The 25,786-nt window shown below is 62.7% G+C and carries 29 protein-coding genes; 22 read left to right on the top strand and 7 right to left on the bottom strand.

Going from position 1 to position 25,786, the window contains the following annotated elements; translation table 11 throughout:
* The first annotated feature begins 9 nt into the window (after positions 1–9).
* From napG to ACZ9IL_RS10430, 13 genes are all read left to right on the top strand, one after another.
* Complete coding sequence (napG, locus tag ACZ9IL_RS10490) at positions 10–744, top strand: ferredoxin-type protein NapG (protein ID WP_476003464.1); 735 nt, start codon at positions 10–12, stop codon at positions 742–744.
* Complete coding sequence (gene napH / locus ACZ9IL_RS10485; protein WP_476003463.1) at positions 741–1,616, top strand: quinol dehydrogenase ferredoxin subunit NapH; 876 nt, start codon at positions 741–743, stop codon at positions 1,614–1,616. Before napG ends, napH begins: the two co-directional genes overlap by 4 nt.
* Positions 1,616–2,071: a nitrate reductase cytochrome c-type subunit gene (locus ACZ9IL_RS10480; protein WP_476003462.1), complete on the top strand. Its 456-nt coding sequence runs from the start codon at positions 1,616–1,618 to the stop codon at positions 2,069–2,071. The genes napH and ACZ9IL_RS10480 overlap by 1 nt, the downstream gene beginning before the upstream one ends.
* 94 nt (positions 2,072–2,165) lie before the next feature.
* Entirely contained in the window at positions 2,166–2,756 is a 591-nt protein-coding gene (locus tag ACZ9IL_RS10475) for a cytochrome c3 family protein (protein ID WP_476003461.1), read from the top strand.
* Positions 2,757–2,978: 222 nt separating this feature from the next.
* A complete protein-coding gene (moaB, locus tag ACZ9IL_RS10470) occupies positions 2,979–3,485 on the top strand; it encodes a molybdenum cofactor biosynthesis protein B (protein ID WP_476003460.1) in 507 nt (168 codons plus the stop codon).
* Between the two features lie 57 nt (positions 3,486–3,542).
* Positions 3,543–4,037, top strand: a complete 495-nt coding sequence (moaC, locus tag ACZ9IL_RS10465; RefSeq protein ID WP_476003459.1) for a cyclic pyranopterin monophosphate synthase MoaC — start codon at positions 3,543–3,545, stop codon at positions 4,035–4,037.
* Entirely contained in the window at positions 4,034–4,279 is a 246-nt protein-coding gene (gene moaD / locus ACZ9IL_RS10460) for a molybdopterin synthase sulfur carrier subunit (protein ID WP_476003458.1), read from the top strand. Before moaC ends, moaD begins: the two co-directional genes overlap by 4 nt.
* 4 nt (positions 4,280–4,283) lie before the next feature.
* Positions 4,284–4,772, top strand: coding sequence for a molybdopterin synthase catalytic subunit MoaE (moaE, locus tag ACZ9IL_RS10455; protein ID WP_476003457.1), 489 nt, complete (start codon positions 4,284–4,286; stop codon positions 4,770–4,772).
* A gap of 49 nt (positions 4,773–4,821) precedes the next feature.
* Complete coding sequence (gene modA, locus ACZ9IL_RS10450) at positions 4,822–5,550, top strand: molybdate ABC transporter substrate-binding protein (protein WP_476003456.1); 729 nt, start codon at positions 4,822–4,824, stop codon at positions 5,548–5,550.
* A gap of 210 nt (positions 5,551–5,760) precedes the next feature.
* Positions 5,761–6,441, top strand: a complete 681-nt coding sequence (modB, locus tag ACZ9IL_RS10445) for a molybdate ABC transporter permease subunit (RefSeq protein WP_476003455.1) — start codon at positions 5,761–5,763, stop codon at positions 6,439–6,441.
* Positions 6,434–7,063 (top strand): YdeI/OmpD-associated family protein, encoded by a 630-nt coding sequence (locus tag ACZ9IL_RS10440; RefSeq protein ID WP_476003454.1) that lies wholly within the window; start codon positions 6,434–6,436, stop codon positions 7,061–7,063. The genes modB and ACZ9IL_RS10440 overlap by 8 nt, the downstream gene beginning before the upstream one ends.
* 22 nt (positions 7,064–7,085) lie before the next feature.
* Positions 7,086–8,141 (top strand): molybdenum ABC transporter ATP-binding protein, encoded by a 1,056-nt coding sequence (gene modC / locus ACZ9IL_RS10435; RefSeq protein ID WP_476005341.1) that lies wholly within the window; start codon positions 7,086–7,088, stop codon positions 8,139–8,141.
* Positions 8,142–8,227: 86 nt separating this feature from the next.
* Positions 8,228–9,007, top strand: coding sequence for an alpha/beta fold hydrolase (locus ACZ9IL_RS10430; protein ID WP_476003453.1), 780 nt, complete (start codon positions 8,228–8,230; stop codon positions 9,005–9,007).
* Between the two features lie 142 nt (positions 9,008–9,149).
* On the opposite strand, the gene moeB is transcribed toward ACZ9IL_RS10430, so the two are convergent.
* A complete protein-coding gene (gene moeB, locus ACZ9IL_RS10425) occupies positions 9,150–9,908 on the bottom strand; it encodes a molybdopterin-synthase adenylyltransferase MoeB (protein WP_476003452.1) in 759 nt (252 codons plus the stop codon).
* Positions 9,905–11,131 carry a molybdopterin molybdotransferase MoeA gene (moeA, locus tag ACZ9IL_RS10420; RefSeq protein WP_476005340.1) on the bottom strand — a complete coding sequence of 409 codons (1,227 nt, stop codon included), beginning with the start codon at positions 11,129–11,131 and terminating at the stop codon, positions 9,905–9,907. The genes moeB and moeA overlap by 4 nt, the downstream gene beginning before the upstream one ends.
* Before the next feature lie 353 nt (positions 11,132–11,484).
* Here moeA and folE point away from each other — a divergent pair, with 353 nt between their 5' ends.
* Complete coding sequence (gene folE, locus ACZ9IL_RS10415; protein ID WP_476003451.1) at positions 11,485–12,141, top strand: GTP cyclohydrolase I FolE; 657 nt, start codon at positions 11,485–11,487, stop codon at positions 12,139–12,141.
* 324 nt (positions 12,142–12,465) lie between these two features.
* A complete protein-coding gene (locus tag ACZ9IL_RS10410) occupies positions 12,466–14,115 on the top strand; it encodes a methyl-accepting chemotaxis protein (RefSeq protein ID WP_476003450.1) in 1,650 nt (549 codons plus the stop codon).
* 279 nt (positions 14,116–14,394) lie between these two features.
* On the opposite strand, the gene ACZ9IL_RS10405 is transcribed toward ACZ9IL_RS10410, so the two are convergent.
* Entirely contained in the window at positions 14,395–16,128 is a 1,734-nt protein-coding gene (locus tag ACZ9IL_RS10405) for a formate--tetrahydrofolate ligase (RefSeq protein WP_476003449.1), read from the bottom strand.
* A gap of 66 nt (positions 16,129–16,194) precedes the next feature.
* On the opposite strand from ACZ9IL_RS10405, the gene ACZ9IL_RS10400 reads away from it, so the two are divergent.
* The gene (locus ACZ9IL_RS10400; RefSeq protein ID WP_476003448.1) at positions 16,195–16,602 is read left to right on the top strand and encodes a hypothetical protein; all 408 of its coding nucleotides are present in this window, start codon (positions 16,195–16,197) and stop codon (positions 16,600–16,602) included.
* A 69-nt stretch (positions 16,603–16,671) separates the two neighbouring features.
* On the opposite strand, the gene ACZ9IL_RS10395 is transcribed toward ACZ9IL_RS10400, so the two are convergent.
* Entirely contained in the window at positions 16,672–17,574 is a 903-nt protein-coding gene (locus ACZ9IL_RS10395; protein ID WP_476003447.1) for a LysR family transcriptional regulator, read from the bottom strand.
* 142 nt (positions 17,575–17,716) lie between these two features.
* Here ACZ9IL_RS10395 and ACZ9IL_RS10390 point away from each other — a divergent pair, with 142 nt between their 5' ends.
* The 4 genes from ACZ9IL_RS10390 to ACZ9IL_RS10375 all read left to right on the top strand — a co-directional run bounded on the left by ACZ9IL_RS10390 (position 17,717) and on the right by ACZ9IL_RS10375 (position 20,715).
* The gene (locus ACZ9IL_RS10390) at positions 17,717–18,277 is read left to right on the top strand and encodes a YceI family protein (protein WP_476003446.1); all 561 of its coding nucleotides are present in this window, start codon (positions 17,717–17,719) and stop codon (positions 18,275–18,277) included.
* Positions 18,277–19,014: a hypothetical protein gene (locus ACZ9IL_RS10385; RefSeq protein WP_476003445.1), complete on the top strand. Its 738-nt coding sequence runs from the start codon at positions 18,277–18,279 to the stop codon at positions 19,012–19,014. Before ACZ9IL_RS10390 ends, ACZ9IL_RS10385 begins: the two co-directional genes overlap by 1 nt.
* Before the next feature lie 192 nt (positions 19,015–19,206).
* Complete coding sequence (locus ACZ9IL_RS10380) at positions 19,207–20,334, top strand: adenosylhomocysteinase (RefSeq protein ID WP_476003444.1); 1,128 nt, start codon at positions 19,207–19,209, stop codon at positions 20,332–20,334.
* 69 nt (positions 20,335–20,403) lie between these two features.
* Positions 20,404–20,715 carry an Rdx family protein gene (locus ACZ9IL_RS10375; protein ID WP_476003443.1) on the top strand — a complete coding sequence of 104 codons (312 nt, stop codon included), beginning with the start codon at positions 20,404–20,406 and terminating at the stop codon, positions 20,713–20,715.
* A gap of 141 nt (positions 20,716–20,856) precedes the next feature.
* Here ACZ9IL_RS10375 and ACZ9IL_RS10370 read toward each other — a convergent pair whose 3' ends face one another.
* From ACZ9IL_RS10370 to ACZ9IL_RS10360, 3 genes are all read right to left on the bottom strand, one after another.
* Positions 20,857–21,015, bottom strand: coding sequence for a hypothetical protein (locus ACZ9IL_RS10370; RefSeq protein WP_476003442.1), 159 nt, complete (start codon positions 21,013–21,015; stop codon positions 20,857–20,859).
* A gap of 141 nt (positions 21,016–21,156) precedes the next feature.
* Positions 21,157–22,380 carry a peptidase T gene (pepT, locus tag ACZ9IL_RS10365; protein WP_476003441.1) on the bottom strand — a complete coding sequence of 408 codons (1,224 nt, stop codon included), beginning with the start codon at positions 22,378–22,380 and terminating at the stop codon, positions 21,157–21,159.
* Positions 22,381–22,970: 590 nt separating this feature from the next.
* Positions 22,971–23,147, bottom strand: a complete 177-nt coding sequence (locus tag ACZ9IL_RS10360) for a hypothetical protein (RefSeq protein ID WP_476003440.1) — start codon at positions 23,145–23,147, stop codon at positions 22,971–22,973.
* A gap of 266 nt (positions 23,148–23,413) precedes the next feature.
* Here ACZ9IL_RS10360 and speA point away from each other — a divergent pair, with 266 nt between their 5' ends.
* Together speA and ACZ9IL_RS10350 are read left to right on the top strand one after the other, a co-directional pair.
* The gene (gene speA, locus ACZ9IL_RS10355) at positions 23,414–25,315 is read left to right on the top strand and encodes a biosynthetic arginine decarboxylase (RefSeq protein ID WP_476003439.1); all 1,902 of its coding nucleotides are present in this window, start codon (positions 23,414–23,416) and stop codon (positions 25,313–25,315) included.
* 230 nt (positions 25,316–25,545) lie between these two features.
* Positions 25,546–25,767, top strand: coding sequence for a hypothetical protein (locus ACZ9IL_RS10350; protein ID WP_476003438.1), 222 nt, complete (start codon positions 25,546–25,548; stop codon positions 25,765–25,767).
* Positions 25,768–25,786 lie beyond the last annotated feature (19 nt).

The following is a 25,786-nucleotide window of genomic DNA, read 5'->3' as shown; positions in this document are numbered from 1 at the left end:
GCAGGGGGGATGAGTCGCAGTCGTCGCCAGTTCCTGGCCGATCTCGCCAAGGGGGCCTGTGGTGTGGGCCTGCTTGGCGCAGGGCTCGGCGGGTTGGCGCGCCAGCAGGCGCAAGCCGTGCCTGCCCAGGTGCTGCGACCGCCGGCGGCGCTGACGGAGGCCGAGTTTCTCGGCGCCTGCGTGCGCTGCGGCCTCTGCGTCGAGGCTTGTCCCTACGACACCCTGAAACTTGCCAGGCTGCTTGACCCCGTGACCACGGGGACGCCCTACTTCGAGGCGCGCGCGGTGCCCTGCGAGATGTGTGAGGACATCCCTTGTGTCGTGGCCTGCCCGAGCGGGGCGCTGGACCCGGCCATGACCGACATCGATCAGGCGCGGATGGGGGTGGCGGTGCTCATCGATCACGAGACCTGCCTCAACTACCTGGGCCTGCGCTGCGATGTCTGTTATCGGGTCTGCCCGCTGATTGACAAGGCAATCACCCTCGAGCTGCAACGCAACCCGCGCACCGGCAAGCACGCCATGTTCCTGCCCACGGTGCACAGCGATGTCTGCACCGGTTGTGGCAAGTGCGAGCATGCCTGCGTGCTGGAGACGGCGGCCATCAAGGTGGTGCCCCATCGGCTCGCCAAGGGGGAGCTCGGTCATCACTACCGGCTCGGTTGGGAAGAGAAGGCAAGGGCGGGAAAATCCCTCATCGGTGATCGACTCACCCTGCCTACCCGCAAGCCGGAGGGGTTATGAGTCGTTATCCGGGGGCGGAAGCCCGTGTGCGGCTCGGCTGGTGGCGGTCACACCGCTTCCTGCTGCTGCGCCGCCTGACGCAGCTCGGTGTGCTGGGCTTGTTCCTGCTGGGGCCGCTTGCGGATCTCTGGATCCTCAAGGGGAATCTCTCGAGCTCACTGCTGCTGGAGACGGTGCCGCTGGCGGATCCGCTCACCCTGCTGCAATCGGTCGCGGCGGGCCACTGGCCCCTCGCCACCCTGTGGCTCGGGGCGGCCATAGTGCTGCTGGGGTACTGGCTGGTCGGGGGACGGGTGTTCTGCTCCTGGGTCTGTCCGATCAACCTCGTCACCGATGCAGCCGCTTGGGTAAGGGCTCGGCTCGGCCTCAAGGGCAACGGCCAGTTCAGCCGCCACACGCGCTACTGGTTGCTGGCCATGGTGCTGGTGGCCGCGGCCTTCACGGGCGTGCTGGTGTGGGAGCTGGTCAATCCGGTTTCTCTTGGCATGCGTGGTCTGCTGTTTGGCATGGGGGCGGGTTGGGGGCTGCTGCTGGCGCTGTTTCTGTTCGACCTCTTCGTGGTGGAGCGGGGCTGGTGTGGTCACCTCTGTCCGGTGGGGGCCTTCTATGCCCTGATCAACCGGGTTGGATTTATCAAGATGTCAGCCAGGGGGCGTGAGCGTTGCAGCAACTGCATGGATTGTTATGCGGTCTGCCCCGAGCGTCCCATACTGCGCGGCCCGGTTCACGGTGCCAGGCGCGGTCACGGGCCCTTGATTGCGGCTCAGGAGTGCACCAATTGCGGCCGTTGCATCGATGTCTGCGCGGAGCAAGTTTTTGAAATCACTGTAGGTTTTGCCGTCAAGGCAGAGAAAACGTCGGAGAACAAATAATGAAAAAGCTGATTGGAGCAATGCTGGCCTGCCTGATGGCGGGTTCCTTGATGGCGGCAGTCCCCGAGGTAACCAACAGCACGGGGGGCATCAAGTCGGAGCGGGGAAGCACGGATCTCGTGACCGAGGCCGATCCCGCCCCGCTGAAGAACTATCGCAAGGATGGCGACATCTACGATCGACAGTACATGCATCAGCCGCCGCTGATCCCCCATGACATCCGCAACTACGAGGTGGATAACAAGGTCAACAAGTGCCTGGCCTGCCACAGCTTCAAGAATGCCAGCCGCATGAAGGCCCCCAAGATCAGCCCGACTCACTTCGAGACCCGTGACGGCATGACCCTGGGTGAAGTCTCTCCCCGTCGCTACTTCTGCCTGCAGTGCCACGTGCCGCAAGCGGATGCCAAGCCGCTGGTGGAGAATACCTTCAAGCCCGTAGAAGCACTGAACTGAGGGATCCATAGATGAAATTACCCGGCTTTTTGCAGTGCCTTCGGGACACCTTCAAGTCCCCCTTGAATGAAGCCCTGAACGGAGGAGTCCATCGATGAAATTACCTGGTTTTGTGCAGCGACTGTGGACCACCTTCAAGTCCCCCTCCAAGGCCGCCCTCTGGGTGCTGCTGATGATGGGCTTCTTCGGCGGGGTCATCTTCTGGGGGGGCTTCAACACCGCCATGGAAGCCTCCAATACCGAGAAGTTCTGTACCGGTTGTCATGAGATGAAGGACAACGTGTTCGTGGAATACCGCGACACCATTCACTATGCGAACCGCTCCGGGGTGCGCGCCAGCTGCCCGGATTGCCACGTGCCGCATGAGTGGACCTACAAGATCATTCGCAAGGTGCAGGCCTCCAAGGAGCTGTGGGGCATGCTGACCGGCAAGGTGGATACCCGCGAGAAGTTCGAATCCCATCGCCGCGAGATGGCCGAGCGGGAGTGGCAGCGCATGAAGGACACGGATTCGAGGGAGTGTCGCAACTGCCACAACTTCGAATACATGGACTTCTCCTTGCAGGGGCGTCGCGCCGCCCAGATGCACTCCACCAATCTGGCGAGCGGGGCCAATACCTGCATCGACTGTCACAAGGGCATAGCGCACCAGTTACCTGACATGACGGGTGTGAAAGGGTTTTAAGCCGATGACCAGGGGGTCGGGGAGACCCGGCCCCCTGGTTTTTCATCTTTATGGACTCGTTGACTCCATCTGTACGACAACTTTTGGTAGAATCCGTGCGCGACAACGCGACTCCCGCCTTTTTTCCCACTCTTCAGCCAACCTGGCACGGGCGGTATCTGGCCGAGCGAGTGCGTTTCATCTCTTCTCCTCTCGTGGTCAATGATTGACAGGAATTGTCCAATGGCACCCAAAAACAGCGAATTCATCCCCCTCAAGATCGCCGTGCTGACGGTCTCCGACAGCCGCTCCGCCGCCGACGACAGCTCGGGGGACTATCTGGTATCGGCCCTGAGCCAGGCCGGCCATCGACTCGCCGATCGGGCGCTGTGCGCCGACAACCTGTTCCGGGTGCGAGCCCAGGTCAGCGACTGGATCGCCGACGAGGGCGTGCAGGTGGTGCTGGTCAACGGCGGCACCGGCTTCAACGAGCAAAACCGGGTACCCGAGGCGGTGGGGGTGTTGTTCGAGCGTACCGTGCAGGGCTTTGGCGAGATGTTCCGTCAACTCTCCTTTGCCGAGATCAAGGGCTCGGCGATGCAGAGCCGGGCGCTGGCCGGACTGGCCAATCGCACCCTCGTCTTCTGCCTGCCGGGCTCCACCGGCGCCTGTCAGCTCGGCTGGGAGCAGTTGATCCGGGAGCAGCTCGACGCCCGCACCAAACCGTGCAACTTTGTCTCCCACCTTTGAATCGCGGCGCGTGTCAGCACGCGCCATTCATGCCAGCCCTCAAGCAAGGGAACAGTGATGAACCTGACCCATCTCAACCAGAGCGGCGAAGCCCACATGGTGGACGTGACCGACAAGCAGGCCACCGAGCGTGAAGCCCGCGCCGAGGCGTTCGTGACCATGGCACCCGCTACCCTGGCGCTGATCCTGAACGGTCAGCACCACAAGGGTGACGTGTTCGCCACCGCCCGCATCGCCGGCATCATGGCGGCCAAGAAGACCGCCGATCTCATCCCGCTCTGCCATCCGCTTGCCCTCACCAAGGTGGAGGTAGAGATCGAGCCTCAGCCCGAGCACAATAGGGTTCACATCCGCACCCTCTGCAAGCTCTCCGGCAAGACCGGGGTGGAGATGGAAGCCCTGACCGCCGCCTCGGTGGCGGCGCTCACCATCTACGACATGTGCAAGGCGGTGCAAAAAGACATGGTGATCGAGCAAGTCAGGCTGGTGGAGAAGCGGGGCGGCAAGTCCGGCCACTTCCAGTTGGATGTAGGCAAGGGGGAGCAGGCATGATCAAGGTACTGTTTTTTGCCCAAGTGCGGGAGTTGGTCGGCTGCGACGAGCTCAGCCTGCCCTGCGAGTACGTGACTGCCGAGGCGCTGCGAATGGCCCTGAGTACGCGCGGCGACAAGTGGGCGCTGGCGCTGGAGGCAGGCAAGCTGTTGGTGGCGGTGAACCAGACCCTGGTGCCCCTCGACACGGCGCTGGCCGATGGCGACGAGATCGCCTTTTTCCCCCCCGTAACCGGAGGCTGAAGCCATGTCTCACGAGATGCGCAATGACGCCGCCGACCGCATTCTGGTGCAGCGGGCCGATTTCTCCCTCGGAGAAGAGTTCGAGCGGCTCGCCACCCGTCACGACACCGGTGCCATCGTCACCTTCGTCGGCAAGGTGCGCGACTTCAATCAGGGGGCGCAGGTCAAAGGACTGGCGCTGGAGCACTACCCCGGCATGACCGAGAAGGCGCTGGCCGATATTGTCGTCGAGGCGCGCAGCCGCTGGCCGCTGCAGGAATGTACTCTCATTCACCGCATCGGCGAGTTGCTGCTCGGCGATCAGATTGTGCTGGTGGCGGTGAGTAGCGCCCATCGAGATGCCGCTTTTGAGGCTTGCCACTTCATCATGGATTTCTTGAAGACCCGGGCGCCGTTTTGGAAGAAGGAGCTGACCGCCGAGGGGGTTCAACGCTGGGTTGAGGCCAAGGAGAGCGACAACGCCGCCGCGGCCCGCTGGCAATCAGGGGAATAGACCCGTCACAGGATCTGGCAACGAGGGATCCGCAACCAGGAGTAAGGGAATGAAACCGCTGTTATCTGTTGTCATGCTGGGGGTCTGCGCTGCGACGTTGCACACCACCGCCGTGCAGGCCGATGAGGTCAAGGTCGCCGTGGCCGCCAACTTCAAGGGCACCATAGAGCGTATCGGCAAGGACTTCACCGCCAAGACCGGCCATACCCTGGCCATCTCCTCCGCCGCGAGCGGCGTGCTCTACACCCAAATCACTCACGGTGCCCCCTTCGATCTCTTCCTCTCCGCCGATGTGAAGACCCCGCAAAAGCTGGAAGCGGAAGGCAGGGGCAGTGAGCGCTTCACCTATGCCATCGGCCAGCTGGGCCTGTGGAAGAAGGGCGGTCCGGCCCCTGATGAGGCCACTTTGCACGACTGGAAGGGCAACCTCGCCATCGCCAACCCGAAAACCGCTCCCTATGGCACCGCCGCCATGGCGACTCTGGCACACCTCAAGATCGATCCCAAGCAGTACCGCCTGCTGACCGGTACCAACATCGGCCAGACCTGGCAGTTCGTGGACACCGGCAACGCCGAGCTGGGCTTCGTCGCCTGGGCCAACCTGGTGGAAGCGGGCAAGACCGGCGAAGCTTGGGCCGTGCCGAGCGCCTTCTATCCCGCCATCGAACAGCAGGGTCTGATCCTGAAGAAGGGCGAGGCGGTCGATGCCCTGGTGGCCTGGTTGAAGGGCCCGGGTCAGGAAGCGATCAAGGCTGCGGGTTATGCCCTGCCGCAGTGACGGCATGAGTGCTGACCCTGCATGATGACTGGCCGGCCCCTGGGCCGGCCAGTCTTTACGATAAGGATGCAAACCATGCTGTTGTCTGAATCCAGCCGGGACGCCTGCCATGAGTGACGAGGATCTGCTGACGGCGTTTCGCCTGACCCTGACGCTACCTTTGAGCCATCATGGCGCCATATTTTTCATTCGAGCCCGAGAGGGGACGCTATGAGCGAAGGGGATCTGCTCGCGGTTTGGCTGACCCTGAAGCTCGCCGCCAGCACCACCGGCATACTCCTGCTGCTGTCGCCGCCGCTCGCCTGGTGGCTGTCTCGCAGCCAGCACAGGCTCAGACCCGCAGTGGAGGCTCTGGTGGCGCTGCCTTTGGTGTTGCCGCCGACCGTGCTCGGCTTCTATCTGCTGCTCGCCTTCTCCCCCTCCTACGGCTTTGGTGCCTGGTGGCGAGAGACCTTTGGCGCACCGCTCGCCTTCAGCTTCCTCGGCCTGTTGTTCGCCTCCATCATCTACTCCCTGCCCTTCGTGGTGCAGCCGCTCACCTCCGCCTTCGTCAACATGGGCAACAAGGAGCTGGAGGCGGCCGCCACCTTGGGGCTCGGACCGCTTGAGCGCTTCTTCCACATCATCTTGCCGATGACGCTGCCGAGTTTCGTGATGGCGGCGGTGCTGGGCTTCGCCCACACCCTGGGGGAATTCGGGGTGGTGCTGATGATAGGGGGCAACATCCCGGGGGAGACCCAGGTGCTCTCCATCGCCCTGTTCGATCACGTGGAAACCATGGATTACCAGAATGCCCACTACCTGGCCGGCGGCCTGATGGGCTTCTCTCTGGTCATGCTGGTGCTGGTCTACGGGGTATTGCAGCGCAGGCAACGGAGGCTGTTTGGCTGAGGACGAGTTTCATCGAGAGGATATGTTCATCGCAATGCAGAATGCATCACAGCAGTACGAAACAGTCTGTCCTGCCAGTCAGGCACAGTGGCGGGAGTGGCTGCACCGACACCACCTCGAAAGAGAGCAGGTCTGGCTCATTTACTACAAGAAGGCATCGAACAAGCCCTCGCTGAGCTGGTCGCAGGCCGTCGATGAAGCACTCTGCTTTGGCTGGATAGACAGCACCAAGAAGAGCCTGGATGGGGATCGTTACATGCAGTTGTTCAGCCGGAGGAAACCCGCCAGCACCTGGTCCAGCATCAACAAGGCGAAGGTCGCGAGGCTGGCTGCGTACTCCCTTATCAGCCCCGAGGGGCTCAGGGTCATTGAACTGGCCAAGGGTAACGGCAGCTGGAATAGCTTGGACGAGGTAGAGGCGTTGCTCATCCCGGCCGATCTGGCGCAGGCGTTTGCCGGCCGGCCCGGTGCGGCTGAGTGGTGCGAGGCGCTCAGCAAATCGGCGAAAAAAGCGCTGCTGATGCGTCTGCTTCAGGCTAAAAAGGCGGAAACCCGGGCGAAGAGGGTGGCAGAGATAGTGGCCAGCACCTTGCCACCCTCGGCCATGCCGTCAGTGGCCTGAATCCATGGAGATAAAGTCGGTGATGACCCTCTCGTTGCAGGTGTACCGCCAGTTTGGCGGATTCGCACTCGATTGCGATCTGGCGCTCCCCCTTGGCGGCATCCTCGGGCTGTTTGGTCCCTCTGGCTGTGGCAAGAGCACCCTGCTGCGGATCATGGCCGGGCTCGACCGTATGCCAAGCGATCGCCTGTGCTGGCAAGCGCGGGAGATGGCCGGCCTGTTGCCTGAGCAGCGCCGCATCGGGCTGGTGTTTCAGGACTCGCGGCTCTTCCCCCACCTGACGGTGCTTGCCAACTTGCAGTTGGCGGCCAAGAAGGGCAGGGGGCGCTGGCAGCCAGAGGAGTTGGCCACACGGCTCGGTTTCGCCGAGCTGCTGGGCCAGCCGGCCCACGCTCTCTCCGGCGGTCAACGTCAGCGGGTGGCGCTGGGACGGGCGCTGCTGGCGGAGCCGGACTTGCTGCTGCTCGATGAGCCCTTCTCGGCGCTGGACAGGCGCAGCCGCATCCAGCAGGCCCACGTGCTCAAGGGGTTGCAGCGAGAGAGTGGCCTGCCGATGATCTTCGTCAGTCACGCCATGGAGGAGGTGAGCCTGCTGTGCGATCAGCTGGTGCTGCTGGCCGAGGGTCGAGTGGAGGCGCAAGGCCGGCCGAGCGAGATCTTCGCCCGCACCGATCTCTCCCTGGCCAGTCGCGATGATGCCGGTGTCATGCTGGAGGCCAAGCTGGCTCACTATGATGCCGCCGAACAGATGGCGAGCCTGCAACTCGGGGAGCAGTTGCTGATGGTCACCATGGAGCATGCTCCCGATGAGACGGAGCCCTTGCAAATCAAGGTGGCGGGGCGGGATGTGGTGATAGCGATAGCACCCATCGCACACTCCAGCCTCTCCAACTGCCTCGAGACTCGCTTGCTCGAGGTGCGCGAGTTGCGGCCGGGCCAAACCCTGTTGCAGTTGGCGCTGGGGCAGCAGATACTGCTGGCCCGGATCACCAGCCGCTCCGCCGCCCGCCTCGCGCTCATGCCGGGGCAGCGACTCTACGCCTATATCAAGGCCGTCAGTCTGGTGGGCGAGGGGTGATGGACTCGCGGTGACTGGCGAGCCGCCAGCAGAAGAGCGTATCCAGGGGCCTGCAGAGGCAGACAGGAGTCCAGAGGAAGAGATCCGTGCGTCGTAATCAGATAATGAAGTCCCACGGGCTGGCCCTGCGCAGCGCGGGAGAAGGCCCCCTGCTGGTGTTGCTGCACGGGCTCGGCTCATCCAGTCTCGACTGGCAGGCGCAGATAGAGCGCTTCGGTGAACACTACCGGGTGGTGGCGCTGGATCTGCGTGGCCACGGCCAGAGCATGCAGGAGGGACCCTTCGACGTCGCCACCTTGGCCAGCGACGTGGCGCGCTGGCTCGATGAACAGCCGGAGCCCGCCTGGGTGGTGGGACTCTCCCTTGGGGCCATGGTGGCGCTGGAGCTGGCCCTGCAACTGCCGTACAAGGTGCGCGGCTTGGTGCTGGTCAATGGTTTCAGCGAATTCCTGCTGGAGACCCCCAAGGAGCAGGAGCGCCATGCCCAGCGCCTCAAGTGGCTGCGCTGGTTCGGCATGCGCCCGCTCGCCTGGTGGCTGGGGCGCGAACTCTTCCCAGGCCCCGAGCTCGCCCAGGTGCGCAGCACCTTCCGGCTGCGCTTCGTGCAGAGCAACAAGAAGAAGACCTATCGGGCCTTGCTCGCCGGTTTGCCCGGCTGGTCGGCCCGCGCCCGGCTCGGCCAGATAGCGCAGCCGGTCGCCATCATCTCCACCACTCAGGATTATCTGCCGCTCGCCAAGCGGGTGGAGCAGTTCGCCGCCCTGCCCAACGCCAGCATTCACACTCCGCCCGGCCATCACGCCTGGCCCGCGGAAGATCCCGCCGGGTTCAATCACCTGCTACAACGGATCCTGGCGACGTACTGACACTAGCGTTGTCCGTTTTTCGCCCTTGCGTGGCTAATCGAACCTGTGGCTCTTGCGCATATAAAAAAGCCGAACCTGCTGGTTCGGCTTTTTTGTCGGCGGGATTCAGGCTCTGAGGGCGGTGATTGCAGCCATCCCGGGACTAGGCTGGCAGCGAACAGACCGGGCAGTCGGGACGCTTGGGCAGCTTCAGCTCGCGAAAACCGCCACCGAAGCCATCGATCATCAGCAGCCGGCCGCTATGGCTCTTGCCCATGCCGGCCAGCAGCTTGATGGCTTCCAGCGCCTGCAGGCTGCCGACCACGCCGACCATGGGGGCCAGCACGCCGGCCTCGACACAGGTGAGGGACTGCTCGCCAAACAGCGAACTCAGGCAGGCGTAGCAGGGCTCATTTTCTTGCCAGGTGAAGCTGCACAGCTGCCCTTCCAGCCGGATGGCGGCGCCGGAGACCAGCGGCACCTTATGTTGTCTGGCCTTCTGGTTGAGCAGGTTGCGGATGGCAACGTTGTCGGTGCAATCGAGCACCAGCTGATGCGCGGGCAGCAGGGTATCGAGCAGCGCCTCGTCGGCGACGACGGCGTGGGTCTCAACTGTGAGCCAGGGGTTGAGGGCGCGCAGACTCAGCGCTGCCGAGTCCACCTTGTTCTCACCGATGCGTTCGTCGTTGTGCAACACCTGGCGCTGCAGGTTGGAGAGCTCCACCTTGTCGAAATCCACCAGGGTCAGCCGACCGACCCCGGCCACCGCCAGATATTGGCTGGCGGCGCAGCCGAGACCACCGACACCAATCACCAGCACCGCGGCCTGTTTGAGCGCCTCCTGCCCCTCGAAGTCGAAGGATTTCAGGATAATCTGGCGGTTGTAGCGCAGCAGTTCAGCATCGGAGAGGATCTCGCTCACAGCAGCAGCCCCGCGAAGGGTTCGACGGTGACGATTTCCCCCGCAGCCACCTTGCCCCGTGCCTGCTCCAGCACGATGTAGCAGTTGGCGCGAGACAGGGAGCTGAATACGCCGGAGTCCTGGGAGCCGGTGCTGCGCACCTCCAGCCCGTTTGGCCCCTGACTCAGGATGCCGCGCTGGAAGTCCATCCGGCCCGGTGCTTTCTTCAAGGGTTCACTCGCAATGGCGCTGACACGCAGTGGTGGCATCAAGGTTTGCCCGGCGAGTTTGGCCAGGGCGGGGCGCACCAGTTGATCGAAGGTGACCATGGCGGAGACCGGGTTGCCCGGCAGGCCGAAGAACCAGGCGTTGGGCAGGCGGCCGAACGCGAACGGCTTGCCCGGCTTGATGGCGAGCTTCCAGAAGCCGATTTCGCCGAGCTCTTCGAGCAACTGCTTGGTGAAGTCCGCCTCGCCGACCGAGACGCCGCCGGTGGTGATCAGGGCATCGGCTTCAGCGTCTGCCTTGATGAAGGCGGCCCGCAGCTGCGCGGGATCGTCCGGGATGATGCCGAGATCCAGGCAATCGATCCCCAAGCGCGCCAGCATGGCCTTGACCCCGTAGCGGTTGGAGTCGTAGATGTCCCCATGCTGGAGCGGGGTACCCACAGGTTTAAGTTCATCCCCGGTGCTGAAGATGGCCACCTTGAGCGGGCGGCGCACCGTCACGCTGGCGATACCCAGGGATGCCAGCAGCGGCAGCTCGCGGGGGCTGAGGCGCAGCCCGGAGGCCAGCACCTGCGAGCCCTCCGCCATGTCTTCGCCACGGCGGCGAATATTCTGGCCGGGTCTCGGCTGACAGAGGAAACGCACCGATTCTCCGTCGAGCTCAGTCTCTTCCTGCATGATGACCGCCTCGGTGCCAGCGGGAACGGGGGCGCCTGTCATGATGCGGATGCAGTGACCGGCGGGCCACTCTCCCTGATAGGGCTGACCGGCGAAGGCCTTGCCCGCCACCTTGAGCGGGACGCCGGCGGCGAGATCTGCCTGGCGCACGGCGTAACCGTCCATGGCGGCATTGTCGAAGGGGGGGACCGACAGGGGGGAGGTGATGTCCTGGGCCAGGATCCGATCCAGCGCCTGTGGCAGCGGCAGTTGCTCGGTATCGCAGCAGCAGGCAAGTTGGTCCAGCATCCCTTGCAGGGCATCGCCCAGGGGGAGCAGTGAGCCGGTATCGAATCCCATCATCATGACCTCTTTGGTGTGGTAGAGGGCAGATTATCCCAAAAATCAGCCCGGATGGGCAGGTTCATCGCACAGGAAAGGGCGGTGGACGGACACGGGGGGTGGCGAAGGGGGGATTTTCTTGGCAGGCTGGTCGGCGGGGGAGGAGCCTCGCAGCGGATCCCCCCGTATGGGCAGGGTGGATTGAGGGTAAAACAGGACGGTTTGACATAAAGTCAGGTGTCGGGCTTGAGTTAGTCCGAATTATGACAATAATCGCCCTGTACTATTACCGTCCTGAACGGGTGCGCACCACAGAGTGCCGTCACCGGTACGGTGGCCATCACAGTCCCTGAGCGTGGGAGAGAAACAAGATGACGAGCTTAAGCCAGGAAGCCCTGTTGGTCAGGGCCGCCCTCGAGGCCCAGGGCCTGGAGACACCGCTGGTGGCCAATGAGTTGAACGGCCAGCAGAAGAAAGAGAAGATCGAAGGCCACATGCGCGCCATCATGGAGACGCTGGGGCTGGACTTGCGTGACGACAGCCTGACCGAGACGCCGCACCGCATCGCCAAGATGTACGTGAACGAGATCTTCTCCGGCCTCGATTACGCCACCTTCCCCAAGGTCACGGTGATCGAGAACAAGATGAAGGTGGACGAGATGATCATGGTGCGAGACATCAGTCTCACCAGCACCTGCGAGCACCACTTCGTCACCATCGACGGGCTGGCCCACGTGGCCTACATCCCCCGTGGCAAGGTGATAGGGTTGTCGAAGATCAACCGCATCGTGCAGTTCTTCGCCCGCCGGCCCCAGGTGCAGGAGCGCCTCACCCAGCAGATTTTGTTGGCGCTGCAGACCCTGCTCGGCACCCGTGACGTGGCCATCAGCATCAAGGCGACGCACTTCTGCGTGAAGGCCCGTGGCGTGATGGATTCCACCTCCTATACCACCACCACCTCCCTCGGTGGCGTCTTCAAGACCCAGCCGGACACCCGCGCCGAGTTCCTTGGCGGCCTGAAAGGCTAACAGACAGGGGCATGTCGCTGCGACATGCCCCTGTTGTCTTCTCCCCCTGCTGTTTCCCCCGACGCTTTCATCAGAAAAGTGCTAAAGCCGCGTGCGAACGAGCCGATACAGCTCACCATGTCGGTTGATCACCGTCGTGGCCGTTGCCCGAAGAGGGCAAGGTCGATTCATGGGACAGGCCACGGCTAACCCTGGAGCTCGCCTCATCCGTGTCAACGGGGTCAGGCGACTCGATGTACTGCTATGGATGGCAGGTATCCTGATCCGTGCCAGGAAGGCACTGCACAGACGAATACCACTCGCTCACCCATTGCAGGACATGCCATGAACACCATGACCATAGGTAAGAAACTCACCGCAGGCTTTGCGGTGCTCGGGCTGATGATGGCCTTTATCGGCGGCTTCTCGCTGCTGCAGTTTGGCAACATGAACCGGGCGGCCACTGGCTTTACCGACAGCATACTGCCCGCCGTCGTGCGTACCAGTAACCTGGGTGAGACCATCAATGCCCTGCGCCGCTACGAACTGGATGTGTTCCTGGTGGCGGACGACCCCCAGCAGAGAGCCCATTACCGCGATGCCAGCGAGCAGAGCCTGCGCGAGGCCGATCGCCAGATAGCGGCCCACGATGCCACCATCTGGGCGGAGGATGTGGAGGAGCGCCGCACCTTTGACACCGTCAAGCTGGACTGGCAGAAGTACGTCGCCCTGCATCAGCGCATCAAGCAGATGCAGGACGGCGGCCAGATGGCCGAGGCCCAGCACCTGTTCATGGCCGAAGGGGTCACCCTCTACACCGCTCTGGCCAAGTCGGTGTCGGAGCTCATTCAGATCAACCACGGTTATTCCATCAACTCCCGTGCCGAGGTGGTGGCTGCCTTTGACAGCGCCAAGCTGAGCATCATCATCGCCCTGCTGCTGGGACTGGGGCTGGTGGCCGTGCTGTCCACCGTACTGACCCGTCAGATCCGGGATCCGCTGGTGATGCTGGCCCGCCAGACCCAGCGCATCGCGAGCGGCGATCTCGGCAAGGGCGAGCTGCAGGAGTGGATCCGGGGCAATCGCTTCAAGCGCGATGAGCTGGGCCAGCTCGGCACCGCCATCGATCGCATGCAGGGCTCCCTGGCAGACTTGGTGAGCGAGATCGCGGGTTCGGTGAGCCAGCTCAGCAGCGCAGTGGAGGAGGTGAGCGCCATCTCCGAGCAGTCCGCCAAGGGCATGGCCAGCCAGCAGAGCGAGGTCTCCCAGGTGGCCACCGCCATGAACGAGATGCAGTCCACCGTCAACGAGGTGGCCCGCAACACCACGGATGCCATGAGTGCCGCCAAGGCCGCCTCTCAAACCTCGGGCGAGGGGCACAAGGTGGTGGGGCGCGCCATCACCAGCATCGAGCAGGTATCCGGGCAGATCGAGCAGGCGGGTGGCGTGGTGCAGCAGCTGGAGCAGGACAGCACCAACATCAGCATGGTGCTTGACGTTATTCGCGGCATCGCCGAGCAGACCAACCTGCTGGCGCTCAATGCGGCCATCGAGGCGGCCCGCGCCGGTGAGCAGGGCCGAGGCTTCGCGGTCGTCGCCGACGAGGTGCGCTCTCTGGCCCAGCGCACCCAGAACTCCACCGCCGAGATCAGCAAGATGATCGAGGTGCTGCAGGAGCGCACCGCCGAGGCGGGCAGCGCCATGCAACTGAGCCGTCAGCAGATGCAAAACAGCGTCGGGCTGGCGCGCGAAGCGGGCGACAGCATCGACAGCATCAACGGTGCCGTCACCCTGATCAGCGACATGAACACCCTGATCGCCACCGCCACCGAGGAGCAGAACGCGGTGACCGAGGAGCTCAACCGCAGCATCGTCAACATTCACAATGCCGCGGACGAGAATGCGCAGGGCGCCCAGCAGACCGCCCAGGCCTGCATCGAGCTGAGCAAGCTGGCGACCTCGCTGCATCATATGACCCAGCGCTTCACGCTCTAAGAACCTGTGCACGATCTTACTGCGAGGCCGTGATCAAGGCTCATGCGCTGCTCGGAATCCTCACGTATGTTTATACGCTCCGGTTCCTGCGCTGCTCTTCACCTAGCTGACGACCTCTCGCGACAGCTCGTAGACAGGTTCCAAGTCGCGTTGTTGCCTCGCAGATAGCAGAAGGCCCCGCCAATTGGTGGGGCCTTGTTGTTTCTGGCGGACTTGCCGGATTGGCTCAGTCCGACTCTCTCGCTGTCTATCGATGGTGAGGTTGGTAGTCGGGTTCTGTCAGCTCAGCCCCACTATTTCGCCGTCGTCATCGATGTCGATGTGGCGATAGGCCGGCAGACTGCCGAGCCCCGGCATGGTCATGATGGGGCCCGCCAGGGCGTAGACGAAGCCGGCACCGGCGCACAGCCTCACCTCGTCGATGGGCACCTCGAAATCCGTGGGCACCCCCTTCTGGGCCGGATCGTGGCTCAGTGACAGCGGTGTCTTGGCCACGCAGATGGGCAGATGATCCCAGCCTGCGGCCGAGAGTGCCGCGAGCTGGGCCCGCGCCTTGTCCGACAGCAGGACGCCACGGCCGCCATAGCCGCATTCCACCAGCGTGGCGAGCTTGGCCGTCAGGCTCATCTCATCCGGGTAGAGCAGCGTGATGTCGCTCGGTTGCTGGCAGGCGTCGATCACCACTCTGGCCAGCTCGGCGGCGCCTGCGCCGCCTTGGGTGAAGGACTCAGAGAGGGCGACGCCGCAGGCACCGGCACGGCGCGCCTCGTCCGCCAGCAACGCCAGCTCAGCCTGGCTGTCGCTCGGGAAACGGTTGATGGCGACCACCACGGGTACCCCGTAGCGGCGAGCATTGGCAACGTGCCAGGCGAGGTTGGCGCAGCCCTGGCGCAGGGTCGGCAGATCTTCTTCCCCGAGGCTCGCGGGCAGGGGCTGACCCGGGCGGATGTCGAGCAGGCCGCTGTTGGCCTTGAGGCTGCGCACCGTGGCCACCAGCACCACGCAGGAGGGGGTGATGCCGGACTGGCGGTGCTTGATGTTGAAGAACTTCTCCAGCCCCATGTCGGAGCCAAAGCCCGCCTCGGTCACCACATAGTCGGTCAAGCCCAGCGCGATGCGATCGGCGATGACCGAGGAGTTGCCGTGGGCGATGTTGGCGAAGGGACCGGCGTGTACCAGCACCGGGGTCTGCTCGGTGGTCTGCATCAGGGTCGGCTGCAGCGCATCCTTGAGCAGCACCGTCATGGCGCCGGCCACCTCCAGCTGCTCGGCGGTGATGGGCTGACCACGGTTATCGAGGGCCAGCTGGATGCGGCCGATGCGCGCGCGCAGGTCTTTGAGATCGCTGGCGAGCGCCAGGATTGCCATCAGCTCGGAGGCGGCGGTGATGACGAAGCGATCGGCACGCTCCACCCCGTCGGCGGGGCCGCCCTGGCCTATGGTGAGGTGGCGCAGGGCGCGATCGTTCATGTCGAGGGTGCGTGGCCAGAGGATGTTGGCGGGGTCTATGTCGAGCCGCGCCAGGCCGGTTCTGGTGGTGAACTCGTCACCGAGCCGCTGCTCGTGGAACAGGCGGGCATCCAGCGCCGCCGCCGCCAGGTTGTGGGCGGCAGCGATGGCGTGAAAATCCCCGGTCAGGTGCAGGTTCATCTCCTCCATCGGCACCACCTGGGCGTGACCCCCTCCGGCGGCGCCCCCCTTGACCCCGAACACGGGGCCAAGACTCGGCTGGCGAATGGTGGCGATGCTGGGCTGGCCGATGTGGTTGAGCCCCATGGAGAGTCCCAGCGTGGTGACCGTCTTGCCTTCACCGAGCGGGGTGGGGGTGATGGCGCTCACCAGCACCAGTTTGCCCGCCTGTTTGGCTGCGGATTGCTTGAGCAGTTCGAGGCTAAGCTTGCCCTTGTAGTGGCCCTGGGGGCTGAGCAGGGCGGCCGGAATGCGAAGTCGCCTGGCCAGTTCGTCAATGTGCAGGCGGGGGGACTGGCGGGAGATCTCGATATCGCTTAGCATCAGCACCTCGTTGGCATGTCTGGTTAAAACTGCGGCGAAGTCTAGAGGAATCAACAAGGTTATCCAATGAGTAATGCTATTTTATCCGGTAGTCGTGAGCCCCATCAAAATCCCGTTTTGCTGGATCTCAACGGGCTCTATCATCCCCCCAAGCGGCCGCTGACTGCCCTTGGCATCGTCAGCACCCTGATCCCGCTGTTTGGCTATGGCTGGCAGGCGATGACCCAGGATCCCGAGACCCACTTTCGCCAGGAGCTCGGCAAGCGCATCAACAAGCACAAGACCGACGAGGCCAACCTCATCCTGACGCTGCAACTGGCAGGGATGCTGGACTGCCACTGCCTGCACATCACCTTGCCCTACGTCCTGAGTGAGGCGCAGCTCGCGACCCTGCGCCGCCGGTTGCCTCGCTGGCAGCTGACGCTGACCGGACTGTTGCTGGTGGCCGAGCTGCCTGCCGTTCCCCGGCCCTAATCTCATATCTTGTGATCCCAGCACCTGTCATGGGCGCGAGGTAGCGCTCCTGCCAGTGGCGGCTGTCTGTCACACCTCGCGATCCCAGTAGTGGGGGGCGAGATAGCGCTCCTGCACGAACTCGATGAAGCAGCGTACCTTGGCCGAGACGAAGCGGCGGTGCGGATAGAGCGCATAGAGCCCGATCTGCCCCTGATCCCACTCGGGCAGCAAGGAGACCAGCTCCCCCGAACGCAGCGCATCCCCGACGATGAAGGTTGGCTGCCAGATGATGCCCATGTGATTGCAGGCGGCCCGGGTCAGCACCACCCCGTTGTTGGCACGCAGCGGCCCCTGGGGCCGCACATTTATCTGCTCCCCATCCCGTTTGAAGACCCAGTCCGGCTGGGTCAGGGTGTAGATGAGGCAGTCGTGCTGCTTGAGATCTTCGGGACTCCGTGGTGTGCCTCGCCGGGCCAGATAGGTCGGGCTGGCGCACACCACCAGCTTCATCATGGCCAGCTGCTTGGCCACCAGGGAAGAGTCCGGCAGGTTGCCGATGCGCAGCGCCAGATCAAAGCCTTCCTCTACCAGCGCTACCCGCCGATCGCTGTACTCTATCTCCAGCTTGAGCTCGGGGAAGCGCTCGCGAAACAGCGGCAGGGCGGGGGAGAGGTGCAGGTAGCCAAAGTCCATGGGCACAGACAGCTTGAGGGTACCTTGTGGCTGCTGGTTGTTGCGGGTGAGCTGGCTGTGGGTCTCCTCCAGCTCGGCCAGCAGCGCCTGGGAGCGCTGGTAGTAGAACTGGCCCGCCTCGGTGGGGTTGACCTGGCGGGTGGTGCGCGACAGCAACCGAGTCGACAACGACTCCTCGAGTTGCTGCATCAGCTTGGAGGTCATGGCGACCGAGATGCCGAGCTGATGGGCGGCCTTGGTAAAGCTCTGACATTCCACCACCTTGATGAAGGTGCGCATGGCGGCTATCTGATCCATGACGTTTCTCTCCTCACTTTCTACTGTCAGATGATAATCATTTTAATATAACGCTAATTATCTATCATCGTTCGTGAGGTTAACATCCCGTCTACAGTTATGGCTTCTCAATGAATAAATGAAGGAAAATGGAATGAGCGCGATGAAGATGACCAAAACCCTGCTGGCCTCCTGCCTGTTTATGGCGGCTCCCCTGATGGCCGCCGATTACAATGTCGATCCGGCGCACACCACAGTCCAGTTCAAGGTGGGCCATCTCGGCTTCTCCGAGGTGGTGGGCCGCTTCAACACCTTCAGTGGCACCTTCAGCGTGGACGAGGCCAACCCGGCCACGGCCAAGGCGAGCTTCGAGATCGATGCCGCCAGCGTGGATTCCAACCACGAGCCCCGTGACAAGCACCTGCGCAGCCCGGACTTCCTGGACGTGAAGCAGTATCCCAAGATGACCTTCGTCAGCACCGGTTATGAGGGCACCAAGGACAAGGGCGTGCTCAAGGGCACCTTGACCATGCACGGCGTCACCAAGGAAGTGGCCTTCGATCTGGTGCACATCGGTGAAGGCAAGGATCCCTGGGGCGGCTACCGCAATGGCTTCAATGCCACCACCGTTCTCAAGCGCAGCGACTTTGGCGTGAACTTCATGGTGCCGAACATCACCGATGAGCTGACCATCAATCTGTTCGTCGAAGGCGTGCGCAAGTAATGGGCGCTGCACTCCTGTTGCAAACCCTGGCGGCTCCCTTGGGGGCCGCTTTGCTGTCATGGTGCTGGCCCAGGCTGGGGTATCTGTGGGGGATGCTGGCGCTCTGGCTGGTGGGCTGCCTGCTCGGCGGTGTCTATGGCCTGCCGGTCAAGGCGTGGCAATGGCTGCCGCTGACGCTGCTGGTGCCCGCCCTTGCGGCGCAATTGACCGACAAGCGGGCCGCGGTGGCGCTGTTTGCCGTGCTCGGCGGTCTGGTGTGGTGGCTGGGGCTAGCCTCGGTGCTCGCCACCGAACCGCGCATCTGGCTGGCACTGCTGCCTGCCATCGTCTGGTACGGCTGGTCACAGCTGCGCACCGACAGCCAGGAGGGGCTCGGTTTCGCGCTCGGTTTCATCTGGCTGGCGCTGGTTATCGGCATCGACGGCAGCCTGCTCATCGCCCAGCTGGCGGGTGCGCTGGCGGCCTTCGCCGGTTTCCGTGCCCTGCTCGGTGCCTTTGCCGGGGTGAGGGTGTCGCCTGCACCCCTGGCGCTGGCACTCGCCTTCGTGCAGATGCTGGCCTGGCAATATGTGGAGGTACCGCTGCTGGTGTTGCTACCGGTCTGGCTGCTGCCGCTGCTGGAATGGGCCTTGCGCAACAAGCCCTGGATCTCGCGCTGGGCGCTGCTGATCCTGGTGGCGGGCATCGGCGCCGGATTGAGTCTGTGGTGGGTCTGGCCGGAGGCATCACTGTACTGATTTTTGCATGAAAAACAGGCGATTACCTTGATATTTGCATGGTCAGTCATAGTCTGCGCAGATAAAGATTGAGCGCTATTGTGGTTTCAGATAAAAATGATTTCATTAATATTTTATCTGGATGCAAACAGAACCCGGCCATGCCGGGTTCTGTTTGCCTGCATACTTGCGGCACACTAAGGAGGCGCACAGTTGCGCAGTCAAGGATCTGAGCATCTGTTTTTTCGCCATTTCATCGAGCAGGCACGCCTCGAGGGCCTCTGTATTCTGCTGGTCACCCATCTGCTCCCCGACAGGCCCCATTTTATCCAGGCACTCGCCCAAATCGGGCGGGTGGGCGCCATCTTGCCCAAACCCAAGTCAGTGCACGGACCGACCCTGACCTGGGCCCAGCAGCATTATCCGGTGTTACCCCTCGATCGCCACTGGAGCAATGATCCAACAGAGGTCATCGCCCAGATAGCGCCATTGGTCGAGGCCCATGAGCGGCTCATCATCCTGGACATCGGCGGTTATTTTGCCAGGACCCAGGCCATCCTCTCCGAGCACTTCGGGGCGCGTTTCATCGGGGTGGTGGAAATGACCGAAAACGGTCATCAGCGCTACGAGCAGGAGCTGCTGGCCGCTCCCGTCATCTCGGTGGCGCGCAGCCCCCTCAAGCAGGCCGAGGATATCCAGATCGGCCTGAGCGTGGTCTACTCCGCGGAATCCCTGGCCCGCACCCTCAATCGCACCTTCAACGTCTGCCAGGCCGCCCTGTTTGGCTATGGCAAGGTGGGGCGCAGCATCGCCCGCGAGCTGCGCTGCCGCAACCTGCACCTGGAGCTGGTGGAGACGGATGCCCTGCGCCAGGTGGAGGCGCTCTCCCACGGCTTCAAGCTGGTGGGCAAGGAAGAGGCCCTCGGCCGGGCCGAGCTGGTGATCTGCTCCACCGGCAACGGTTCGCTGGATCTGGCCGATCTGCTGGCGCTGCGCCCCGGTGCCATGTTGGCCTCGGTGACCTCGGCCGACGACGAGTTCGCGTTTTGTCTCTCCCAGCTCCCCTGGCCGAGCGAAGAGGTGTGCCCTCACGTGCTGGCGCTCACCCGGCCGGATGGCAGCACCATCTTCCTGCTCAACCGGGGGGAGGCCGTCAACTTTGTCCATGGCGCCGTCATCGGCGAGTATGTCTATCTGGTGCTGGCGGAGATCATCGAGGGGGTGCATCAGCTCTCTCGCCAGGCCCCGGCACCCGGCTTGTTCGAGTTGCCACAGGCGACCATGCAGACCATAGCGCGCCATTGGCTTGCCGATTTTCACGGGGTCGCCCAATCGGACTAGCCCCGTCCTCTTTGCACGCGGCATTGCGGGCGCCCGCCGCCCGTTGCCCCATTTTTACGGAATCATCCCATGACAGAACAGCTCACCCCCGTCGCCAAGCCTCGCATCGAGATCCGCTACTGCACCCTCTGCCGCTGGATGCTGCGCGCGGCCTGGCTGGCCCAGGAACTGCTCTCCACCTTCGACAGCGACCTCGGCGAGGTGGCGCTGGTGCCCGCCAGCAAGGGGGAGTTCAAGATCCTGGTGAACGGCGTACAGGTGTGGGATCGGGTGGTCGATGAGGGCTTCCCCGAGGCCAAAGAGATCAAGCAACGGGTGCGTGACATCATAGCGCCGGAGCGTGATCTCGGGCATGCGGATCGCAAGCCCGCCGTGGAGTGATCGGCGCTGGTTTGATGGATAACAGGGAGGCTATGCCTCCCTTTTGCTTGATGGCAACCGGCCTGTCTGTCAATGCGTCGGGGGATGGCGTGTCTGGCTGCTGACCTATGTAGCGCGCCCGCTTGTGGGGCTTGATGCGGCTCATTTCCACCCACCCCAGACCTCGATGCAGTGCAGATGGGGATACTGCTCGGCAACGTGCACGAAGGTCTGCTCGTGCAGCAGCCAGTGCAGCCAGTGCAGCCCCTGCCTGAGCCGCGGGCGGATCGGCGGTTGGAGAGGCGGGGCAGGTGCTGTCACAGCAGAGTGTCGAGGCTGAACATGGGGCTGCGTTGTGGATCCTTTGCCCCAGCATCTGCCGGCGCTGTTCCCGCCGCGTGGCAACCGAATGACAGTTTGATGGCAGGGCGAGCGTGGCTCGCCCTGCTCAAGGGGGCCGGATTATGCCCGGTAGGCGGAGGTCAGTCGCACCAGCTCCACCAGGGTGGCGACCGCTTTTTCCATGGATTGCAGCGGGATGAACTCGTGCTTGCCGTGGAAGTTGTGGCCACCGGTGAACAGGTTGGGGCAGGGCAGGCCCATGAAGGAGAGGCGGGCGCCGTCGGTGCCGCCGCGAATGGGCTTGATCTTCGGCACCACGTCGGCCGCGACCATGGCGGCCTTGGCCAATTCCACTATGTGCAGGTGCGGCTCTATCTGGCTGCGCATGTTGCGATAATTATCCCGGATCTCCAGCTCGATGCGCGCCTTGGGGCATTCCAGTTGCAAGGTGGCGACCCGCTCCTTGAGCTGGGCCTTGCGGGCGGCGAAGCTGTCGTCATCGAAGTCGCGGATGATGTAGTGCAGCTCGCTCTGCTCGACGGTGCCACTCATCTGGGCCAGGTGGAAGAAGCCCTCGTAGCCTTCCGTGCACTCCGGTGTCTGCCCGGTTGGCATGGCGGCATGGAAGCGGGCGGCCAGGGTCTGGCTGTTGATCATGCTGCCCTTGGCGGTGCCGGGGTGCACGTTGTTGCCGGTGATGCGCACCGTGGCGCCGGCGGCGTTGAAGTTCTCGTACTCCAGCTCCCCCAGCTCGCCGCCGTCGACGGTATAGGCCCATTTGGCCGGGAAGCGATCGAGAGGAAACAGATCGGCACCGCGGCCAATCTCCTCGTCCGGGGTGAAGCCGAGCCAGAGATCGCCACGGGGGATCTCGGGGTGGGCCAGCAACTGCTCGACGGCACTGAGGATCTCGGCGATACCGGCCTTGTCATCGGCACCGAGCAGGGTAGTGCCGTCGGTGGTGATGAGATCCTGGCCCAGGTAGTTTTTCAGGCAGCGATACTGGCGGATGGCCAGCACCTCGTCCCCCTTGCCGAGACAGATGTCGCCGCCTCTGTAGTTCTCGACTATCTGGGGCACCACGTGTTCGGCTTCGTAATCGGCGGTGTCCATGTGGGCGATGAGGCCGATGGCCGGGGCATTCGGCTGGTTGCCAGGCAGACAGGCGGTGAGGTAGCCGTGTTCGTCCAGGATGACCTGACTGAGGCCAAGCTGTGTCAGCTCCTCCTGCAGGGCGCGGGCGAAGACGCGTTGGCCCTCGCTGCTGGGGCAGGCGGGATTGGTCGCATCGGAGCGGGTATGAAAAGTCAGGTAACGCAGAAAACGCTCAAGCAGGGTATCCATGGACAAGCCTCGAACCGGAAATGATGAGGGGCCATTGTGGACAATACTGTCGCACCGATTATTGCGTCAGCGCAGTTTTTGATGAATTTGAGAGAGGGGGCGGGAGGGGTTGATACCGGTCATTCAAGGGGGCTTGTGCATAAAAATTCCAAATGAAAGCGTGGTTAATCACCCTCACATCGACCGAATATGACCTCGGCCCTGTGCCGGCAAGGCATGAGACAAGATGGCCGGTTCACCTGTTATTTTCAGGGCTAATCGGGAGGGGGGGCCAATGCGCGCCATCCCAGAGCCAGCCTTGCTGGCAGCAAGATTTGACCCACCCGCTAAAACCCGTTTTTTAACACGATTTTTTATTGTCAGTAGCGGCGGTAAGTGTGTACACTCCGCGCCGATCCGATGGTAACCCTGAGCAGGCAGAGCCGCCAGACACCGAAGGATCATACGCCTATAGGGCGAGGCACGCAGAAACGACAGACACTGCTAGGGTATGGTTTCTTTAATACCGGTTAGGCTCCGGTATCAGGGAGAGCAACGGACTCTCATCATCCAACTGACCGACTGAGCCAATGGCTCATCATCTTCCCTTGTCATGGGTGGTCACTGGTGTTGAGCTGGCTGTGGTGGTTGTCGTCTATCAACACCTGTGCGTGCTGACGTCTTCCCTTATCTTCCTTGAAATCTCCCTTGTCGTCGCGATGGCTGCCGAATGATGAACGGACGGCGTGGCTGATGCCTTCCGTCATCAAAGTACCGCGGCGCTGCATTATCGTGGCACCGCATACCGTTGAGCTTGATGTAAAGCCACCAGCCCCACATCAAGACTCGTTACTTCCCAAGATCCACCAGGCAGCTCAGGCTTGCCGCGATGTGCAATCGAAAGGCCGGCGATGTTGAAGGTAATGACCAGGGTGTCGTTATTGTTCGGTCGCCAGCAGGCAGCCTCGGCTCGCCACAGATTGCCATCGATGGTCTGGATGTGATTGAGGGTAACGAAGGCGGCCCATGGCCGCTCATTTGCGAGGCATAGCCCATGACTAACTGGTCCAGCAAGGACTCCTTGAAGGTCTACAACGTTCCCTACTGGGGTGCGGGTTTTTTCAATATCAATGACGCCGGTCATGTGACCGTCGCGCCCGACAAGTCGCGCCCCGATGCCCACATCGTCATCTCCGATGCCATCGAACAGTTGCGCCAGTCCGGGCTGACCACCCCGGTGTTGCTGCGTTTCCCCGACATCCTCAAGAGCCGGGTCGATGCGCTGTTCAACGCCTTCGGTCAGGCCATCGAGAAGTCAGGCTATGAAGGGGACTACCTGTGCGTTTACCCGATCAAGGTAAACCAGCAGCGCCGCGTCATCGAGACCATCAGCCAGTCCTACAGCGACAAGCCACGGCTTGGGCTGGAAGCGGGCTCCAAACCGGAGCTGTTGGCCGTGTTGTCCCATCACCATGAGCAAGGCTCGGTGATCGTCTGCAACGGTTACAAGGACCGCGAATACATCCGCCACGCCCTCTTGGGCAACCTGATGGGCCACAAGGTCTACATCGTGGTGGAGAAGCCTTCCGAGCTGGAAATGGTGCTGGACGAGTCAGCTCGCCTCAACATCAAACCGAACATAGGTGTACGTGCCAAGCTCGCCTCCACCGGTTCCGGCATGTGGGAATCGAGCGGCGGCTCAATGTCCAAGTTTGGCCTCTCAGCCTCCCAGATCCTGGCGCTGGTCGAGCGTCTGCGCAGCCTGGACAAGCTGGATTGCCTGCAACTGCTGCACTTCCACCTCGGCTCCCAGATCGCCAACATCCGCGATATCCAGGGCGGCATCCGCGAGTGCGGCCGCTTCTACGCCGAACTGCGTCGCCTGGGCGTGCCCATCGACGTGGTCGATGTTGGCGGTGGCTTGGGTGTGGACTATGAGGGCACCCGCTCCCAGAGCCACTGCTCCGCCAACTACAGCCTGTCCGAATACGCCAACAACGTGGTGTGGGGCATCGGCGACGTCTGCCGCGAGTTTGACCTGCCGCACCCGACCATCATCAGCGAGTCCGGCCGTGCCCTGACCGCTCACCACGCCGTGCTGGTCACCAATCTCATTGGTGCCGAAGGGGTGGAGATGAACGACATCAGCGCACCGGATGACGACGCGCCCACCCTGTTGCAGAACATGTGGAAGGGCTGGCTGGATCTGCGCAGTGACGATCCCTCTCTGCTGGAGATCTATCACGACTCCGTGGCCGATCTGGGCGATGTGAACACCCAGTACACCATGGGCCTGCTCAACCTTGAGCAACGCGCCTGGGCCGAGATGTTGCACCAGAACACCTGCCTGACGCTCAAAGAGCTGCTCAACCCGGTCAACCGCAACCACCGCGCGCTGGCTGACGAGCTCTCCGAGAAACTGGCCGACAAGTGTTTCGCCAACTTCTCCCTGTTCCAGTCGCTGCCGGATGCCTGGGGTATCGGTCAGGTGTTCCCGGTGATGCCGCTGGCGGGTCTCGAGCGTCCGCTCACCCGTCGCGGCATCCTGATGGACATCACCTGCGACTCCGACGGTCAGGTCGAGCACTACGTCGATGGTCTGGGGGTCGAGAGCACCCTGCCGATGCCGGAGTACGGCGAGGACGAAGTGTGCCACGTCGGCTTCTTCCTGGTCGGTGCCTATCAGGAGATCCTCGGCGATCTGCACAACCTGTTCGGTGACACCCACTGCGCGGAAGTGTGGCTCGATGACGAAGGCAAGATGGACATTCGCAACGTGGTGCGCGGCGATACCGTCGACCAGCTGCTGCGTTACGTCAACATCGACCCGTCCGTCATCCGTGAGAACTACCAGCGCATCGCCTCCCATCCGCAACTGGATGACGCAACCCGCAAGGCCCTGCTCGACGAGCTGGAGCTGGGTCTGCAAGGCTACGCCTACCTGGAAGACGAATAAGCCTCAGGCTTGTTCAGCCCGTCAGCGGGAATGAAAAAAACGGCGCCTTCGGGCGCCGTTATTGTTGCTGTCTCGAGCGAGTGCTGCTTTTTTGCTATCCGCTATCCGCTATCCGCTATCCGCTATCCGCTATCCGCTATCCGCTATCCGCTATCCGCTATCCGCAGGCTGTGTCCCGTGGGATCAAGCCGTCTCGTTTTGGCGCAGAGGCAGACCGAGTCGCGGACGCCATGTCTGAGGCCGACCCAGTCACCAGCGGCTGCCCGGGAGTGTCTGATGCACCCGATGAAAATCCTGGCGGTGCGTTAGATGCAAAAAAACTTGAGTCGTTGAGACCCTTAATAGAGATGAATTTTCTATTTAAATCAGTCTATTGGATTGTAGTTTGTTGTTCCTTTGCGCGTGTTCAAGCTTATTTTTATAAAAATAAAGTTGAACAAACCTATTTATAATCAAATAATGTTGCACGAA

This window comes from Aeromonas sp. TECH754 (genome assembly GCF_056279295.1).
The sequence above is the reverse complement of the archived record's forward strand: the minus strand, read 5'-3'. Positions and strand labels throughout refer to the sequence as shown.